Origin of the sequence: Pseudomonas sp. GV085 (genome assembly GCF_003050925.1) — a bacterium.
Classification (GTDB): Bacteria; Pseudomonadota; Gammaproteobacteria; order Pseudomonadales; family Pseudomonadaceae; genus Aquipseudomonas.
In genome coordinates this window covers 180112-196901 of sequence record NZ_QAOV01000001.1, presented here as the reverse complement: position 1 = coordinate 196901, position 16790 = coordinate 180112, and the positions used below count along the sequence as shown (strand labels likewise).

The window sequence follows — 16790 nt, the reverse complement described above, 5'->3', positions numbered from 1 at the left end:
GAGCCTGCGGCGTGGGCAGGTCGCGGATTATAGCGAAGACTGTGGCCGGCGGACACCTCGCTGTCGGGTTGCGCGGACTTTCGTGTGGCGGGGGTTCTATGCCAAACTCAGCGACTTTCGGGCTTGCCTAACAGGATTTATGCTCCCCTTGTCACCCAGCTTGCTAACTACCCTCGCCGCCGCCTGCTTGTACGCCGCTGCGACCATTTACCAGGGCACTCGCCTGGCGTCCGGCGCCAAGGTCAACAAACGCCTGCTGGTCATGCTCGGCGTGCTCGCCGTATTGGCCCACAGCGTCAGCCTGCTCACCCACCTGCTGACCCCGACCGGCCTGGCTCTGGACTTCTTCAGTGCCGCCAGCCTGATTGCCGTAGCGGTCATCGCATTGACCCTGCTGGCCTGCTCGCGGATTCCGGTAGAGAACCTGCTGATCCTGCTGTTCCCGCTTGGGGCCTTGACCGTGTCGCTGGCGCATTTCGCGCCGGCCGGTACTGTGCAGGTCATCGATGAGGAGCCGGGCATCCTCGCCCACATCCTGCTGTCGATTCTGGCCTACGGCATGTTCACTATCGCGGTGTTCCAGGCCTTGCTGCTGCTGGTTCAAGACCATCAGCTCAAGCACAAGCATCCATCCGGGCTGATCAAGAACTTCCCGCCACTGCAAACCATGGAAAGCCTGCTGTTCGGCTTCCTCTGGGCCGGCTGGACGCTGTTGTCGCTGTCGCTGATTTCCGGCTGGCTGTTCGTCGAAAACCTGTTCGCCCAGCATCTGGTACACAAAACCCTGCTGGCCTGCCTGGCCTGGGTCGTTTTCAGCGTGCTGCTGTGGGGACGCAATCGCCTCGGCTGGCGCGGACACAAAGCGATTCGCTGGACCCTGGCCGGTTTTTGCCTGCTGATGCTGGCGTATTTCGGCAGCAAGCTGGTTCGTGAATACATCCTGCATATCTGACGGGCGGCATTAATGGACGACTTGCCCATAGGGCCGATGCTCGCGGTAGTGACCCTGCTGATTTTATGGTCGGGGCTGTTTACCGCCATCGAAGCGGCGCACCAGCACTTACTGGCCCAGCGCATCGCAACGCGTTCCAGCGACAAACCGGTGGCGAAACTCAGCTTCCCCCTGGCCAGCCTGATTTTTTGCAATACCCTCTGCCGTGCACTCGTAGTAGTCATCAGCACCTTGCTGGCCATTTTCACCTGGGCCGAGAACGGCCCGTGGCTCGCTTGCCTCGGGGCGGGTGCCATTTTGCTGGTGTTTTCCGATTACTTGCCACGCGCCCTCGCCGCTCGCTATCCGGATGCGATCCTGACCCAGGGCAACAACCTGCTGCGGGTGCCGCTGAAAATCATCTATCCCGCGGCATGGCTGCTCAATAGCATCAGTCAGTTGCTGGCGCGACCATTCGCCCGTAAAGCCAAAGTAGTGCAACAAAGTGAGGACGAAGCGCTGACGGAGCGGCATGCGCCCTCCGAAACCGTAAGCCGCTCTCACCCGCTGCCAGGCATCCACGCGCTGGACAACATTACCGTCAATGACATCCTGGTACCGCGCAGCGATGTGGACGGCATCAATCTCGATGACCCCATCGAAGAAATCATCGAGCAATTGCGCCACAACAGACGTACTCGCCTGCCGGTGTTCCACAGTGATATCAACCAGGTCGAAGCCATCCTCAACACCCGGCACATCCTGCACTTGCTGCCCGATGCGAGCCTGACCCGGGAAGCGTTGCTGGCGGCCAGTCACGAGCCGTACTTCGTGCCGGAAAGCACCCCGTTGCAGTTGCAACTGCTCAATTTCCATAAGCAGCAGCGGCGCCTGGGCATGGTGGTCGACGAATACGGCGAAGTGCTGGGCATCGTCACTCTGGAAGACATTCTCGAAGAAATCGTCGGTGAGTTCGAAAGCCAGCACAGCGTGGACAATCCGCACATTCATCCGCAAACCGACGGACGCCTGGTGATCGACGGAGCAGCCTCCATTCGCGATCTGAACAAGAGCCTCGGCTGGCACTTGCCCAGCGATGGCCCGAAAACCCTGAACGGTTTGGTCACCGAGGCCTTGGAAACCATTCCCGAAAGCGCGGTGTGCCTGAAGATCGGCCGCTACCGCCTGGAAATTCTCGAGACCGAGGACAACCGTGTCACGCGGGTGCTGATCTGGCAGACCAGCTCGATGCCTGTGGTTATCTAAAACTCGCCACAATGTCCTCGCAAGCCCTCTTGTTCGATCGTTAGCCACCTTCCTATAATCGAACCGCTTACCCAAGCCTCGCCGGCCCCGTGCTTACCCCGCACTTCGCAGCTTCCGGCCCGACCATCGGCAAGAACCGCAGCAAACCGACGACTGTTCCTACCTGAAACAGCGACCGCGCCCTCACCCACATCCCTGGGTTCTCGACCATAATAATTCGCTCCACTGGGGCACATGACTGTCAGGGATAACCGCATGACGACCAGCACGACTTACAGCGACTCCACGCCTGCGCAACCGACGAACTCCGCCACCCGCGTGGCTACCGCGAGCTTTATCGGCACAGCCATCGAGTTCTACGACTTCTACGCTTACGCCACCGCCGCTGCGCTGGTGATCGGCCCGGTGTTCTTTCCACAGACATCCGGCACCGCCCAGATGCTTTCGGCGTTTCTAACGTTCGGCATCGCGTTCCTTGCACGACCACTTGGCTCGGCACTGTTCGGCCACTTTGGCGACCGTATCGGTCGCAAATCGACCCTGGTTGCCTCGCTGCTGCTGATGGGCGTGTGCACCACACTGATCGGCGTACTGCCCGGGTACGACAGCATTGGGGCCTGGGCACCGATCCTGCTGTGTGTCCTGCGCTTCGGCCAAGGCTTGGGGCTGGGCGGCGAATGGGGTGGCGCGGCGTTGCTGGCCACGGAGAACGCACCCAAAGACAAGCGCGCGTGGTTCGGCATGTTCCCGCAACTCGGCCCTTCCATCGGTTTTCTCGCGGCCAACGGTCTGTTCCTGACCTTGGCCGTGCTGTTGGACGATGAACAATTCCGCTCATGGGGTTGGCGTATTCCATTCCTGCTCAGCGCCGCGCTGGTGATGGTCGGCCTGTACGTGCGCCTCAAGCTGCATGAGACCCCGGTGTTCGCCAACGCCATGGCGCGTCAGGAGCGGGTGAAGATCCCCCTGTTCGAATTGTTCGGCCAATACTGGGCTCCCGTCTTGCTGGGAGCCGGCGCGATGGTGGTGTGTTACGCGCTGTTTTACATCTCCACCGTGTTTTCCTTGAGTTACGGCGTGGCAACGCTCGGCTACAGCCGTGAAACCTTCCTCGGGCTGCTGTGCTTCGCCGTGCTGTTCATGGCAGCCGCCACCCCACTGTCGGCCTGGGCCAGTGACCGTTACGGGCGCAAACCGGTGCTGATCATCGGTGGCGTGCTGGTGATCCTGTCAGGGTTCCTCATGGAGCCGCTGCTGACCCAAGGCTCGACATGGGGTGTGGCACTGTTCCTGTGCATCGAGCTGTTTCTGATGGGCGTGACGTTTGCGCCGATGGGTGCGCTGCTGCCGGAGCTGTTCCCCACCCACGTGCGCTACACCGGCGCCTCGGCGGCCTACAACCTGGGCGGCATCGTCGGTGCTTCGGCGGCACCGTTCTTCGCGCAGAAGCTAGTTGCAATGGGTGGTTTGAGTTATGTCGGCGGGTACGTGTCCGGGGCAGCGGTGTTGAGTTTGATTGCCGTGCTGTGTCTGAAAGAAACTCGACATAACGATTTGAATCGTGTCGCCTGACAGATCGCCATCGCGAGCAGGCTCGCTCCCACAGGGAGATGTATCCCTGTGGGTCGATTTGCCACAACTTTCCCTCCACCCATTGTCACCTCGCTCTACGCGCATCGGCTCATCCCCGCTATACTTCCCGGCTTTTCCTGAATAAATGCCAATAGGGTCCCGCCGCGCATGGATAAGACCTACCAGCCGCACGCCATTGAAACTTCCTGGTACAACACCTGGGAGTCAGAGAATTACTTCGCCCCGCAAGGCGCGGGCGAGTCCTACACCATCATGATCCCGCCGCCGAACGTCACCGGCAGCCTGCACATGGGGCACGGTTTCAACAACGCGATCATGGACGCCCTGATCCGTTTCCGCCGCATGCAGGGTCGCAACACCCTGTGGCAGCCGGGTACCGACCACGCCGGTATCGCCACGCAGATGCTGGTAGAGCGTCAGCTCGAAGCCAAGGGCCAGAGCCGCCATGACCTGGGCCGCGAGAAATTCCTCGAGAAAGTCTGGGAGTGGAAGGATGAATCTGGCGGCAACATCAGCCGTCAGATCCGTCGCCTCGGTTCGTCCGTAGATTGGAGCCGCGAGCGCTTCACCATGGACGACGGTCTCTCGGAAGCCGTTAAAGAGGCTTTCGTACGCCTGCACGAAGATGGCCTGATCTACCGCGGCAAGCGCCTGGTCAACTGGGACACCAAGCTGCACACGGCGATTTCCGACCTTGAAGTGGAAAACCACGACGAGAAAGGTTTCCTGTGGAACCTGAAATACCCACTGGCCGACGGCGCCAGGACCGCTGAAGGCAACGATTTCCTGATCGTCGCGACCACTCGCCCGGAAACCATGCTCGGCGACTCCGCCGTGGCCGTTAACCCGAACGATGAACGCTACAAAGCCCTGATCGGCAAATTTGTCGAGCTGCCGCTGGTCGGCCGCCGCATCCCGATCGTTGCCGACGATTACTGCGACCCTGAATTCGGCACCGGCTGCGTGAAAATCACCCCGGCCCACGACTTCAACGACTACGAAGTCGGCAAGCGCCACAACCTGCCGCTGCTGAACATCTTCGACAAGAACGCAGCCGTTCTTCCAGCGTGCCAGGTGTTCAACCTCGACGGCACACTGAACGAAACCATCGACGGCAAGATCCCGGCCGAATACGCCGGCCTCGACCGCTTCGAAGCGCGCAAGCAGATCGTGGCCGCGTTCGACGCTGCCGGCCTGCTGGTCAGCGTTGACGATCACGCCCTGAAAGTACCGAAAGGCGACCGCTCCGGCACCGTCATCGAGCCGTGGCTGACCGACCAGTGGTACGTGTCCACCAAACCTTTGGCCGAGCCTGCGATCGCCGCCGTTGAAGACGGCCGTATCCAGTTCGTGCCGAAACAGTACGAAAACATGTACTTCTCGTGGATGCGCGACATCCAGGATTGGTGCATCAGCCGCCAGCTGTGGTGGGGCCACCGGATTCCGGCCTGGTACGACGAGTCGGGCAAGGTCTATGTCGGTCGCGACGAAGCCGAAGTGCGTGCCAAGCACAACCTCGGCCCGGACGTTGCGCTGCAACAGGACAACGACGTTCTCGACACCTGGTTCAGCTCGGGCCTGTGGACGTTCTCCACCCTCGGCTGGCCGGAAAAAACCGAATTCCTGAAGAAGTTCCACTCCACCGACGTCCTGGTGACTGGCTTCGACATCATTTTCTTCTGGGTTGCCCGGATGATCATGCTCACCATGCATTTGGTGAAAAACGAAGACGGCACGCCGCAGGTTCCATTCAAGACCGTGTACGTTCACGGCCTGGTGCGTGACGGCCAGGGCCAGAAGATGTCCAAGTCCAAGGGCAACGTCCTCGACCCGCTGGACATCATCGACGGCATCGAACTCGAAGCGCTGGTACAGAAACGCACCTCCGGCATGATGCAGCCGAAACTGGCGAAGAAGATCGAGAAGCAGACCCGCGACGAGTTCGCCGAAGGCATCGCCAGCTACGGCACCGACGCCCTGCGCTTCACCTTCTGCTCGCTGGCGTCCACCGGTCGAGACATCAAGTTCGACATGGGCCGCGTCGAAGGCTATCGCAACTTCTGCAACAAGATCTGGAACGCGGCGCGCTACGTGCTGGACAAGGGCGAAGACTGTGGCCAGAACGGCGAAGCCTACGAGCTGTCGCTGGCCGATCGCTGGATCATTTCGCAGCTGCAACGCACCGAAGCCGAAGTGACCCGCCAGCTCGACCAGTTCCGTTTCGACCTGGCTGCGCAAGCCTTGTACGAGTTCATCTGGAACCAGTATTGCGACTGGTACCTGGAACTGTCCAAACCTGTGCTATGGGACGAAAATGCACCGGTCGAACGCCAGCGCGGCACCCGTCGCACCCTGGTGCGTGTACTGGAAGTCGCCCTGCGTCTGGCGCATCCGTTCATGCCGTTCATCACCGAAGAAATCTGGCAGCGCATTGCGCCGCTGGCCGGCATCGATGGCAAGACGATCATGCTGCAACCTTGGCCAGTGGCCAATGAAACACGCATCGATCAGGCGGCCGAAGATGACATCGAATGGCTCAAGGGCCTGATGCTCGGCACCCGCAACATCCGTGGCGAAATGAACATCGGCCCGGGCAAACCCCTGCCGCTGTTCCTGAAGAACGTCAGCGCCGAGGATCAGCGTCGCCTGACCGAGAACGAAGCCTTGCTGAAGAAGCTGGCGCGCCTCGAATCGATCACCGTACTGGCGGCTGGCGAAGAAGCGCCGCTGTCCGCTACCGCGCTGGTCGGCGAGATGGAAGTGCTGGTGCCAATGGCCGGTCTGATCGACAAAGGTGCGGAACTGGCGCGTCTGGACAAGGAAATCCAGCGTTTGCAAGGTGAAGTGCAACGTGTCGGCGGCAAGCTGTCCAATGCAGGCTTCGTTGACAAGGCGCCAGCCGAAGTCATCGACAAAGAACGCGCCAAACTGGCCGAGGCCGAACAGGCCCTGGGCAAGCTGGCCGAGCAGCATGCGCGGATTGCCAGCCTGTAACGGCAGATCGCAATGAAGAAGGGAGACCCAAGTGGTCTCCCTTTTTTTATCCAAAAACACAACAAATCCCCTGTAGGAGCTGCCGCAGGCTGCGATCTTTTGACTTTGCTTAAAAAACAGGATCAAAAGATCGCAGCCTGCGGCAGCTCCTACGGGTTCGGCGCATTCGCCATCAATGTGGGACAATGCCCGCCACTTTCAGCCATACCCGAATCGACCACACCCATGACCGCCCCCCGCCCCCCCAAGCCTGCGCGCAAAAAGCCTGCTCCGAAGACTCCGGCCACGGCCGTCGCCCCAAAGGAAAAGGCCAGCCTGCATCCGCGCAATCGCCATCAGGGCCGCTATGACTTTCCGGCGCTGATCAAAAGCGCCCCGGAACTGAAGAAATTCGTGATCATCAATCCGTACGGCAAGGAAAGCATCGACTTCGCCAGCCCGCAAGCCGTGCGGGTGTTCAACCGGGCACTGCTCAAGTCGTTCTATGGCATCGCTCACTGGGACATTCCGGCCGACTACCTGTGCCCACCAGTGCCAGGCCGTGCCGATTACGTGCACTTCCTCGCCGACCTGCTGGCCAGCAGCAATGACGGTGTAATCCCCCGGGGCGCCGCCGTGAAGGTGCTGGACATCGGCATGGGCGCCAACTGCGTGTATCCGCTGATCGGTTACAGCGACTATCGCTGGCAGTTCCTCGGTTCCGATATCGATGCGACTGCCATCGCCGCCGCAAAGGCCATCATTCAATCCAATGGCCTGAACAAAGCGATCCAGGTACGCCAGCAGAGCAACCCCAAGCAGATCCTCACAGGCCTGCTGGAGAGCGCAGAGCGTTTTGACCTGACGATGTGCAACCCACCGTTCCATTCGTCACTGGACGAGGCCACACGGGGTAGCACACGCAAATGGCGAGCCCTGGGCAAGGCCGATCCGAAACGCAAGCTGCCGGTGTTGAACTTTGGCGGGCAAGCGGCGGAATTGTGGTGTGAGGGCGGAGAAGTGCGTTTCGTCACGCAACTGGTCAACGAGAGCGCGCAGGTGGCGCAACAAGTACTGTGGTTCAGCACGCTGGTGTCGAAGGCGTCGAACTTGCCGGCGATCCAGACCGCCTTGAAAAAGGCCGGCGCCCTGGAGAGTCAGGTAGTGGAAATGTCCCAAGGACAGAAGCAGAGCCGCTTCGTCGCCTGGACCTTCCAGACCAAAGTGCAGCAACAGGCCTGGCGTGAGCGTTGGGCGCTCAAAAACTGAGTTAAATCAATTGTGGGAGCGAGCCTGCTCGCGAAAGCGGTGTGTCAGTCGAATTCGATGGTACTGACACACCATATTCGCGAGCAGGCTCGCTCCCACATTGGTTGCAGGTTGTTTGCGATAAATCGCGCCCACAAAAAAACCGTGCCCGGATCGCTCCGGTGCACGGTTTTTTAACAAGTCTTACTTGTTGACAGCGTCGGTCAGGCCTTTGGCCACAACCAGCTTGATCACTTTCTTGGCAGCGATTTCGATGGCAGCGCCAGTCGAAGGGTTACGGCCAGTACGGGCAGGGCGCTCAGTCACTTTCAGTTTGCCGATGCCAGGCAGAGTGATTTCGCCGCCGTTTTCCAGCTGATCGGCAACGATTTGGCCCAGTTGGTCCAGAGCGTTACGCGCGGTGGTTTTCGGCGCGTCGATAGCTTCAGCGATGTCGGCGATCAGTTGGTCTTTAGTAAGAGCCATTTAGTGTTCCTTCCCTATCAAATTCATATGGATTGCAGAGTGCAATGTCAGCCATCGAGCCCGATCTTCTGGATCTGGCACCCTCGGCCAAATAACCTCGGGATCGGGGTTATAGATACCGAAATCAGGGTTTGGTTCGACCTGACAAATGCTGACTGCAGGCTTAACGCAGTGACTTCGCGCAAGACCGGGCAAAGCTAGCACACAGACGTGGAAATATCCGCCTCTAGCTACCCATTTGGTCAGCTTTATTGCTCTAAATCTGCAAAAAATCGCATAAGCGCCGCCGGTCGGCCCGCAATTACCCTTCGCACCGCGCCAAAACCAATGGTTGCGGTACACTGGGCGCTTTTTCGGGGGAGCACGCCCTCCTCTCTTCATACAGCCGAGAAGCCCATGCCGATCCGTCATTGCATCGTCCACCTGATCGACAAAAAACCCGACGGCACACCTGCGGTTCTCCACGCCCGTGACTCTGAACTGGCTGAGTCCGCGGCCATCGAGAACATGCTCGCCGACCTCAACGAAAGCTATAACGCCAAACAGGGTAAAGCCTGGGGCCTGTTCCATCCGGAATCCGGCGCGTTCCCGTTCAGCGGCTGGCTGAAGGAGTACCTGGAGGGCAGCCAGGATTTCACCGCATTCAGCCGAGTGGCGGTCGAGCACCTGCAAAAACTGATGGAGGAGTCGAACCTGTCGGTCGGCGGCCATGTGCTGTTCGCGCACTATCAGCAAGGCATGACCGACTACCTGGCCATCGCCCTGCTGCACCACAGTGAAGGCGTGGCCGTGACCGACGAACTGGACGTGACCCCGTCCCGTCACCTGGACCTTGGCCAGTTGCACCTGGCCGCGCGGATCAATGTTTCCGAGTGGCAGAACAACAAACAATCCAAGCAGTACATTTCGTTCATCAAAGGCAAGAACGGCAAAAAGGTTTCGGAGTATTTCCGCGACTTCATTGGCTGCCAGGAAGGCGTCGACGGTCCCGGTGAAACCCGCACCCTGCTCAAAGCCTTCAGTGATTTCGTCGAAAGCGAAGACCTGCCGGAAGACGACGCACGCGAGAAGACCAAGACCCTGGTGGATTACGCCAGCAGCCAGGCCAAACTCGGCGAACCAATGGGTCTGGAAGAGTTGTCGGGACTGATCGACGAAGAACGCCCGAAGGCCTTCTACGATCACATCCGCAACAAGGATTACGGCCTGTCGCCGGAAATCCCGGCTGACAAACGCACCCTGAACCAGTTCCGCCGTTTCACCGGCCGCTCCGAAGGCCTGTCGATCAGTTTCGAAGCGCACCTGCTGGGATCGAAGATCGAGTACGACGAAGAAGCCGGCACGTTGATCATCAAGGGCCTGCCCACTTCGCTCACCGATCAGTTGAAGCGTCGCAACTGATGCTCGGCGGCGTGCTGAAAAAATTCCTGCTGATCCTGCTGGTGGTCGTGGCTTACCAGAACTGGGGCAAGATCGAGCGGGTGTTCAACCCTTCGCAAGTGGTACCTGCACAGACGCAGGCCCAGGCCAACGTCGTGCTCTACGCCACCGAATGGTGTGGTTACTGCAAGCTGACCCGGCGCTTTCTCGATCAGAAAGGCATTCCGTACAAGGCATTCGATATCGAGAAAGACGCCGTCGCGCGCGCGGACTATCAGGCACTGGGCGGTGGTGGCATTCCAATCATCGATGTGAACGGGACGCTGATTCGCGGGTATGACCCGGATGCGATTCTGGCGGCGCTGAAATAACTGATCGGCTTCACACAATCCGTGTGGCGAGGGAGCTTGCTCCCGCTGGACTGCGCAGCAGTCCCTCTTCAGAGGGCCGCTTCGCGACCCGACGGGAGCAAGCTCCCTCGCCACAAGTGTGCGTCAGATGGCTTCAATACGAAAACCAAACCGCGGGAAGTGCACATGCACCACACCGCCACGCTCGTCCTTGCGCCGTACGATCAGCTCTTCGCTGCCGGCAAACAACAACTCCCCCGCCACCGGATCAACGCCATAGTCCGTGGCCGCGATCACTACCTGTTGCCCCGCCGTGAACCCGTTGGGATCGACGAACTGCTCATCCGGCAGAGCCGCTGGCGTGGACGTGCGCGCCACTGCCAGAGCCTCCTCGGAGCTCATCTCGCTGGACGCGCCATGACCGAAGCCCAATACCCTTGCATGCCAGGCGGCAACCGCCGGATAAGCATCGACCAAGGGTGCCGTGACCGGCGTCGCCTTGAGAAACCACAGTGAATGAGCCAAGGCGAAGTCGGCAATCGACGGTTCGCCAAACAGGTAATCGCCTTCTTCGCGCTGCAACTGTTGTTCCAGGCGAGACATGATCGTTGGCCACTGGTGTTTGGCCTGCTCGGCGGACAGTTTTGTCGCACTACCACCACTGAACAAACCGGCGCGGTCGGCCAGAAACGCCTTGATCGCTTCCGGCGACAAATTGCCAAAGCGCACCGCTATCGATTCCGGCTGGAACACCAGGCTGACCGCATGCTGGAACACCACTGAGTCGGCCCAGGCTGCAAATGACGCGGCGATCATTTCCTGACCCTCAGGGAAGAACGCCGGCAAGGCTTTTTCCTGTTCCAGTCGCCGGGCAATCAATGCCGTGTCGCAATAGATATCTGCACCGACCTGCAACACCGGTGTCTTGCGGTAGCCACCGGTCAGCGCCGTGAGATCCGGTTTGGGCATCACTGGCGAGATCTTCACCGAGCGCCAGGACAAGCCCTTGAAGCCCAGCAACAGGCGGGCCTTTTCGGCAAAGGGGGACGTCGGGTAATGATGCAGAATCAACTCGGACATGCTCGGCTCCGCCGCAAGGATCAGTAACCTGCAGCTTAGCGCGCAATCAGCTGGCAGCCTACAGATCTGCCTGATGGGAACTGATCAGTCAGAGTGATAAGCCAGAGACGGCGCTCGCTGCGTTCGCCACCAGGCATTCCTTGGCACTCTTTTTGAGTTTTTTGATCAGCCGTTCCTGACGCAACGCATCGCTTTTGTCGCGACAACGTTCGGTGTAGACCAGGGCCATGGCCGGGCTGGAGAGAAAGAATCGTGCGCCCTTGCCGCTTTGATGCTTGGCGAAGCGACGCACGGGATCATCGCTGATCCCACAATAGAGCGAACCGTTGGCCGCGCGAACGAGGTAGACGAACCAGGTTTTGCTCGCGCAGGTGTCGGCGTCGACAGGGCTTTCGCTGAGGGTGGTCACGTAACGATCCGGGCTTGAGGGAAAACAGGCCGCGATCTTATCAGCGACTGGCCTGGAATGCCTTCAGCCCCTTCAATGCCTGGGCGCGAACGGCGTTGCGCACCAGTGGCGTCCAGCCCAGCAGCAGACCTTTGAAACCCAGCGCCTGACGCGACCAGGCCCACAGATCAAAACGGTCATGATGCTCGCAGATCTTGCCATCACGAAAGACGAAACGCGCCTGGATATCGTTGACCACGATGTTGCCGGTCTGGCTGAACAGATAGGTCGCAACCCAATGGGCACCACCGGTGCGCTCATCGGCGTGAACATGATCGAAAGTCAGGGAAAAATCTTTGGCCCGAGTGGTCAGCATGCGCCACATGTCACCGGCATCGCGACCGCTAAGCTCGCCGAACGCCGGGTCGCTGAACACCACATCATCGGTGTAGCAGGCAGCCATGGCTTCGGCATCCAGGCGCTGGAAAGCCTGGTAGAAACGGGTGATCAAGGCGCTATGGGCTTCACTCATTTGCGGGTTCCCCAGAATTTGCATGATGGCTTCGAAAGATTGCCTGCACGATAGTCTGCAAATGCACCGAACACTATCGGCATTCATGACGAAAATAACGCGATGATTATTCCTGCCATTTCAGTACGACATTCCACTGTCCCGGGCGTAGGAAAAAAGATCAACGTCCGTGGAAATACCCAACCGGTGCATGGCCATGTTCTTTTGCTTACTGATGGTCGACACGCTGCGTTTGAAATGAATGGCGATTTCGCTGACGGTCATGCCACTGGCGAGCATTCGGACCACTTCATATTCCTTGGCTGACAGTGGCGATTCGTGCAGCTGATTGCGGGTGTTGGCCAGCAGCGTGCGCAGGGACTCGCTGAGGTAGCGGCGCCCTTCCAGCACCGCATTGATTGCCAGGGGCAGCTCCTTCGCCGATGCGGTTTTGGCGACGACGGCCATTACCCCTTGAGCCAACGCAGCCCTTGCCGTCGCCACACTGGTAAACATCGTCACCAGAATGATCGGCAAGGCCGGGTAATGGCGCTGAATCGTACTCAACATTTTCAAGCCATCGGCCTGCTGCCCCCCCGGCATGGAGAAATCCGTGATCAGCAGGTCGCAGGGCGTGCTTGAAAGCAGATTCATCAGGCTGTCGGCACTGTCGGCCTCACCGACGATCACACATCGTCGACTGGCGTTGATGAGTATGCGCAGCCCGACACGAACGACGGAGTGGTCGTCAGCAATAACGACTCGCATTGTGGGATACCTTCTGTTTGTGGCGCGAAGGCGCGGAAAATAGCGCCGTTCTTACCCATTCCACAACGCCCCGAAAAAACCTCTAACGTCGCACCCTCAATGTATTCAATGGGCTGATTCTTTGCCCACCTATTAAAAAGATGGTTCCTACGACGCAGCACGCGGAGGACTACACAGAAGGACTACAACCAAAGGATTGCTCGTTAGAAACCGCTACGTAGTCCGCAACACTCTTTCATACACGCCCCCCTCTCTTTTCGTATTAGTTGCATTCCTCCCGCTCCGCCTGCCCGCTAAATTGCGGCCTGCCAATTTGCCCCGCCGTACCTGTACAGAACTGCGCTCACTGGCTGACTGACGATCGAACACCCATTACCCAGCGCACTGCATGCTTGCCCACGCAATCCCTGCACTACCTGTGTTCCGAGCCATGCCAACGGTCTTTTATCCGGGAATTTCAATGAGAGACATCAAGACAATATTGTTGAAGCAAGTGCGCCGTTTGACCCATACGGGTATCGGTGCCTGCGCTCTGTTATGGACCGCACAGGTCTACGCCGACGGCATGGTGCCCGATACTTCAGTGGTCATCGTCAATGAAGCCAACGGGGAAACCGCTGTCTCTGTGACCAATACCGATAGCAGCCTGGCGCTGCTGCACGTCACCCTCGAAGACATTCCCGAAGACACCGAGCCTTTGGTGTTCGTGACACCACCTTTGGCACGCGTTGAAGCCTCCAGGACGCAGTTGGTGCGCTTCATCCTGCAATCAGAAAAGCCCCTGCTCACCCAGCGTTTGAAGCGGGTGATTTTTGAAGGCATCCCCCAAGGCAAATCTGCTCCCGAGGCCGGGCATGCCCGTGTGGGCGTGACGGTGCGCCAGAACCTGCCGGTCATCCTTCACCCCGCAGGCCTGGCGCCCAACCGCACGCCGTGGACCGACCTGAAATGGTCGCTGCTGGATGGTCAACTGACCGTACGCAACGAAACACCTTATGTCGTACGTCTGGCTCAGGAAGTACAACTGTTGCCTTCCGGGAGCGGTGCAATGCTACCGCGAACCTACGTACTGCCTGGAGACCACATCAGCGTTCCGGTCCCCGTAAAGGCTGCCACCCAGGTTCGAATTCATCCCGCGACGGTCTATGGCTTTGCCGTGCCTCCCTATGACGCGCTGCTCGCCCCCTAGAACCGACACCACCGATAGCGCCGTGCAGGGAAAAGCAGGCGTCGACATTTCAACGTGATGGCCTGTTTTGCCGTCACCACATGCGTGACGGACGCCGTAGCGGATCAAGCCGGCGCCCAGGCATAACCCAAGTGAGCCTCATGAACACCGTATTGAAATACCGTGATGGCGAAGCCATGCCTGCGATTCGGCAGGCCAGCATGCCCCCACATCTGTCGCGAGTCAGGACCGGCATGGTGTTGCTGCTAAGCAACGTGCTGATAGGGCTTCAAGCCAGTGCCGAAGACCTCAATGATGCTTCGTTGCTGACTTCGTTCGACCAGAAAATGCTGAGTCAACGCGGTATCGACCCCAGTCTCGCTACCCTGCTGCTGGCTGCTCCAAGCTTCACCGCTGGCCGACATCCGATCACCCTTACGGTCAATGGCCTGCGCCGTGGCCGGGTAGACGTCACGTTCAACCAGGAAGGCGCTCCGTGCTTTGACCGTGCCCTGCTCGATGCGGCAAACCTGACCGTGCCACCCACCCCGGCCAACGACAAAGGTTGTTTCGATGTACTCGCCACCTGGCCGCAAGCCCGAATCGAACAGGACCCGGCCAACCTCGGCTTGTCATTGATCGTGCCCACCCAGGCGATACGTCCGGCGGTCCGGGATATCTCTGGTTATCAAACCGGCGGTATCGCCGGGTTGTTCAACTACGACGTCAACAGCCTCCACAGCCAATACGGCAATCAATCGAACCGTTACCTCTCGGCCAATACCGAAGTCGGGTTCAATGCCGGCGACTGGATTGTGCGCAGTCGTCAGGTGCAGACCTGGCAGAACGATGTGTCCAGCACCACTCACCTGGCGGCCTATGCCCAGCGCACCTTTGCCAGCCATGAAACGGTGTTTCAAATGGGTCAGGTCAATCTCTACAACCCGGTACTGGCTGGCGCGCAGATCACTGGCGTCCAGGTGATGACCGAGCAGGCGCTTCAGGTCGAAGGCCAAAGCAATCCCATCGAAGGGATTGCTCGCAGCCAGGCTCAGGTCGAAATTCGCCAGAACGGTTCGCTGATCCACTCGACAGTGGTGCCGGCCGGGCCGTTTTCCCTGAGTAACGTGCGTCGGCTCGACAGTCGCTCCGATGTTGAAGTCACCGTCCAGGAAGTGGATGGCAGCGAGCAGCGCTTCACGGTCCCCGTCGCCATGCTAGGCGTTGGCCTGCCGGCTCCCGGCTTTTCGTTGGCCGCAGGCCAGGTACGCAGTCTCGGCGCGACACAGAGCGGCGACCCATGGGTGATCAGCGGCGGCTGGAGCGGAGCACTCAACCCGTATGCCCTGCTCAGCGCCGGCGCCACGGGGACCGCCGACTACCGTGCAGCGGGCGCAGGTCTTGGCCTGCTGACGGGGCCCGGCACACAGATCCAGACCACCCTGCAAGCGGCCGACACCAGCACCCGCCAAGCCGACAGAGGGCTTCAGGCCGACCTGAATGTTTCGCAACGCCTGGGTGAGCAGTGGTCGATCACTGCCGGAGCTTCGCACCGGACCTTCGGTTATCGCGAGCTGTCGGAGGCCGTGTTCGATACCCAGTCCGAGCGCAGCCAGTCGCGTTACCGTGATCGGCAAAGCCTGTCGCTGGCCTGGTCGACTCCCGGGCTTGGCGCCTTCAGCAGCGGCTTCAGTCGTTCAACGGCATTCGACGGACAAAGCAGCAACCGCGCCCTGGCATCCTGGGGTACACAGGTCGGCGGCGTGTCGGTGTCAGCCACGGCGCAATGGCAAGTCAGCGGCACCCAACGCAGTGACGACAGCGTTTACCTGAGTTTCAGTATTCCGCTGGGTGAAAATCGTCGGGCGCGCACTTGGGTACGCAGTTCCGCAGGCGAATACCGCAGCGGTGTCGGCTTGAACGAACAGGTCAACGACCAGTTGAGTTACCGGGTCGGCGTCGAGCACGACACCCGCGACAAACAAGTGCAGTCCTCAGCGGGCGTCTCCCTGCTGCCGCGCTACAGCCAATTGGACTTGAGCTACACCCGCTCCGATGCCGAACGCTCCAGTTACCAGATTGGCGCGCGTGGCGGCGCGGTGCTGCACGGCGACGGTTTGACGTTATCGCCATATGCCGTGCGGGACACCTTCGCGCTGCTTTCGGTAGGCGATACGAGCGCCATCAAAGTCTCGACCCCCAGTGGTCCGGTCTGGACCGATTGGCAAGGTCACGCCGTGGTCCCTCAAGTGAGCGCCTATGGTCGCAGCCCGGTAGAAGTCGACACCCGCTCGCTGCCACGCAACCTCGACATCAACAACGGACTGGCCATGGTTTCCGCAGGGCGCGGTGCCGTCGACAAGGTTGCATTCGGTGTCACGCTGACCCGCCGAGCCTTGCTCAAAGTCACCACCGACAACGGCACCCCCCTGCCCCGTGGCGCGACGGTCAGCACCGCAAACGGCGAGTTCGTCACGCTCGCTCAAGAAGGGGGGTTGGTGTTTCTGCCCAACGCCCTGGACACCCCTGACCTGTGGATAACCGCACCGGGGCTGGAGCGCTGCGAACTGCGTTTCGAACTGCCGGCCAAGGCCAATACCCAGGTGTATTACGAGACCGCCGCCGCCCAGTGCCGGACTCTTTAAGGA

The 16790-nt window shown here is 59.9% G+C and carries 14 protein-coding genes; 9 read left to right on the top strand and 5 right to left on the bottom strand.

What is annotated here, in order from left to right; all coding sequences use genetic code 11:
- Positions 1–139 precede the first annotated feature (139 nt).
- The 5 genes from C8K63_RS00915 to rlmF all read left to right on the top strand — a co-directional run bounded on the left by C8K63_RS00915 (position 140) and on the right by rlmF (position 8032).
- The gene (locus C8K63_RS00915) at positions 140–952 is read left to right on the top strand and encodes an inner membrane protein YpjD (RefSeq protein ID WP_108214982.1); all 813 of its coding nucleotides are present in this window, start codon (positions 140–142) and stop codon (positions 950–952) included.
- 12 nt (positions 953–964) lie between these two features.
- Positions 965–2197 carry a transporter associated domain-containing protein gene (locus C8K63_RS00910; RefSeq protein WP_108214981.1) on the top strand — a complete coding sequence of 411 codons (1233 nt, stop codon included), beginning with the start codon at positions 965–967 and terminating at the stop codon, positions 2195–2197.
- A 255-nt stretch (positions 2198–2452) separates the two neighbouring features.
- Positions 2453–3769: an MFS transporter gene (locus C8K63_RS00905; protein WP_108214980.1), complete on the top strand. Its 1317-nt coding sequence runs from the start codon at positions 2453–2455 to the stop codon at positions 3767–3769.
- A 168-nt stretch (positions 3770–3937) separates the two neighbouring features.
- Positions 3938–6784, top strand: coding sequence for a valine--tRNA ligase (locus C8K63_RS00900; protein WP_108214979.1), 2847 nt, complete (start codon positions 3938–3940; stop codon positions 6782–6784).
- Positions 6785–7009: 225 nt separating this feature from the next.
- Positions 7010–8032, top strand: a complete 1023-nt coding sequence (rlmF, locus tag C8K63_RS00895) for a 23S rRNA (adenine(1618)-N(6))-methyltransferase RlmF (protein ID WP_108214978.1) — start codon at positions 7010–7012, stop codon at positions 8030–8032.
- 183 nt (positions 8033–8215) lie between these two features.
- Here rlmF and C8K63_RS00890 read toward each other — a convergent pair whose 3' ends face one another.
- Entirely contained in the window at positions 8216–8497 is a 282-nt protein-coding gene (locus C8K63_RS00890) for an HU family DNA-binding protein (protein ID WP_007905514.1), read from the bottom strand.
- 396 nt (positions 8498–8893) lie between these two features.
- On the opposite strand from C8K63_RS00890, the gene yejK reads away from it, so the two are divergent.
- Entirely contained in the window at positions 8894–9898 is a 1005-nt protein-coding gene (gene yejK / locus C8K63_RS00885; RefSeq protein WP_108214977.1) for a nucleoid-associated protein YejK, read from the top strand.
- Positions 9898–10248 carry a glutaredoxin family protein gene (locus tag C8K63_RS00880; protein WP_108214976.1) on the top strand — a complete coding sequence of 117 codons (351 nt, stop codon included), beginning with the start codon at positions 9898–9900 and terminating at the stop codon, positions 10246–10248. The genes yejK and C8K63_RS00880 overlap by 1 nt, the downstream gene beginning before the upstream one ends.
- A 123-nt stretch (positions 10249–10371) precedes the next feature.
- Here C8K63_RS00880 and C8K63_RS00875 read toward each other — a convergent pair whose 3' ends face one another.
- The 4 genes from C8K63_RS00875 to C8K63_RS00860 all read right to left on the bottom strand — a co-directional run bounded on the left by C8K63_RS00875 (position 10372) and on the right by C8K63_RS00860 (position 12974).
- Positions 10372–11307 carry a glutathione S-transferase family protein gene (locus tag C8K63_RS00875; RefSeq protein ID WP_108214975.1) on the bottom strand — a complete coding sequence of 312 codons (936 nt, stop codon included), beginning with the start codon at positions 11305–11307 and terminating at the stop codon, positions 10372–10374.
- A gap of 88 nt (positions 11308–11395) precedes the next feature.
- Positions 11396–11716 (bottom strand): GIY-YIG nuclease family protein, encoded by a 321-nt coding sequence (locus tag C8K63_RS00870; RefSeq protein WP_108214974.1) that lies wholly within the window; start codon positions 11714–11716, stop codon positions 11396–11398.
- A gap of 40 nt (positions 11717–11756) precedes the next feature.
- A complete protein-coding gene (locus C8K63_RS00865; protein ID WP_108215464.1) occupies positions 11757–12227 on the bottom strand; it encodes a nuclear transport factor 2 family protein in 471 nt (156 codons plus the stop codon).
- A 120-nt stretch (positions 12228–12347) separates the two neighbouring features.
- Complete coding sequence (locus tag C8K63_RS00860; RefSeq protein WP_108214973.1) at positions 12348–12974, bottom strand: response regulator transcription factor; 627 nt, start codon at positions 12972–12974, stop codon at positions 12348–12350.
- Between the two features lie 460 nt (positions 12975–13434).
- Between C8K63_RS00860 and C8K63_RS00855 the strand changes: the two genes are divergently transcribed.
- Positions 13435–14163, top strand: coding sequence for a fimbria/pilus chaperone family protein (locus tag C8K63_RS00855; protein ID WP_108214972.1), 729 nt, complete (start codon positions 13435–13437; stop codon positions 14161–14163).
- 140 nt (positions 14164–14303) lie between these two features.
- The gene (locus C8K63_RS00850) at positions 14304–16787 is read left to right on the top strand and encodes a fimbria/pilus outer membrane usher protein (RefSeq protein ID WP_108214971.1); all 2484 of its coding nucleotides are present in this window, start codon (positions 14304–14306) and stop codon (positions 16785–16787) included.
- Positions 16788–16790: the final 3 nt, after the last annotated feature.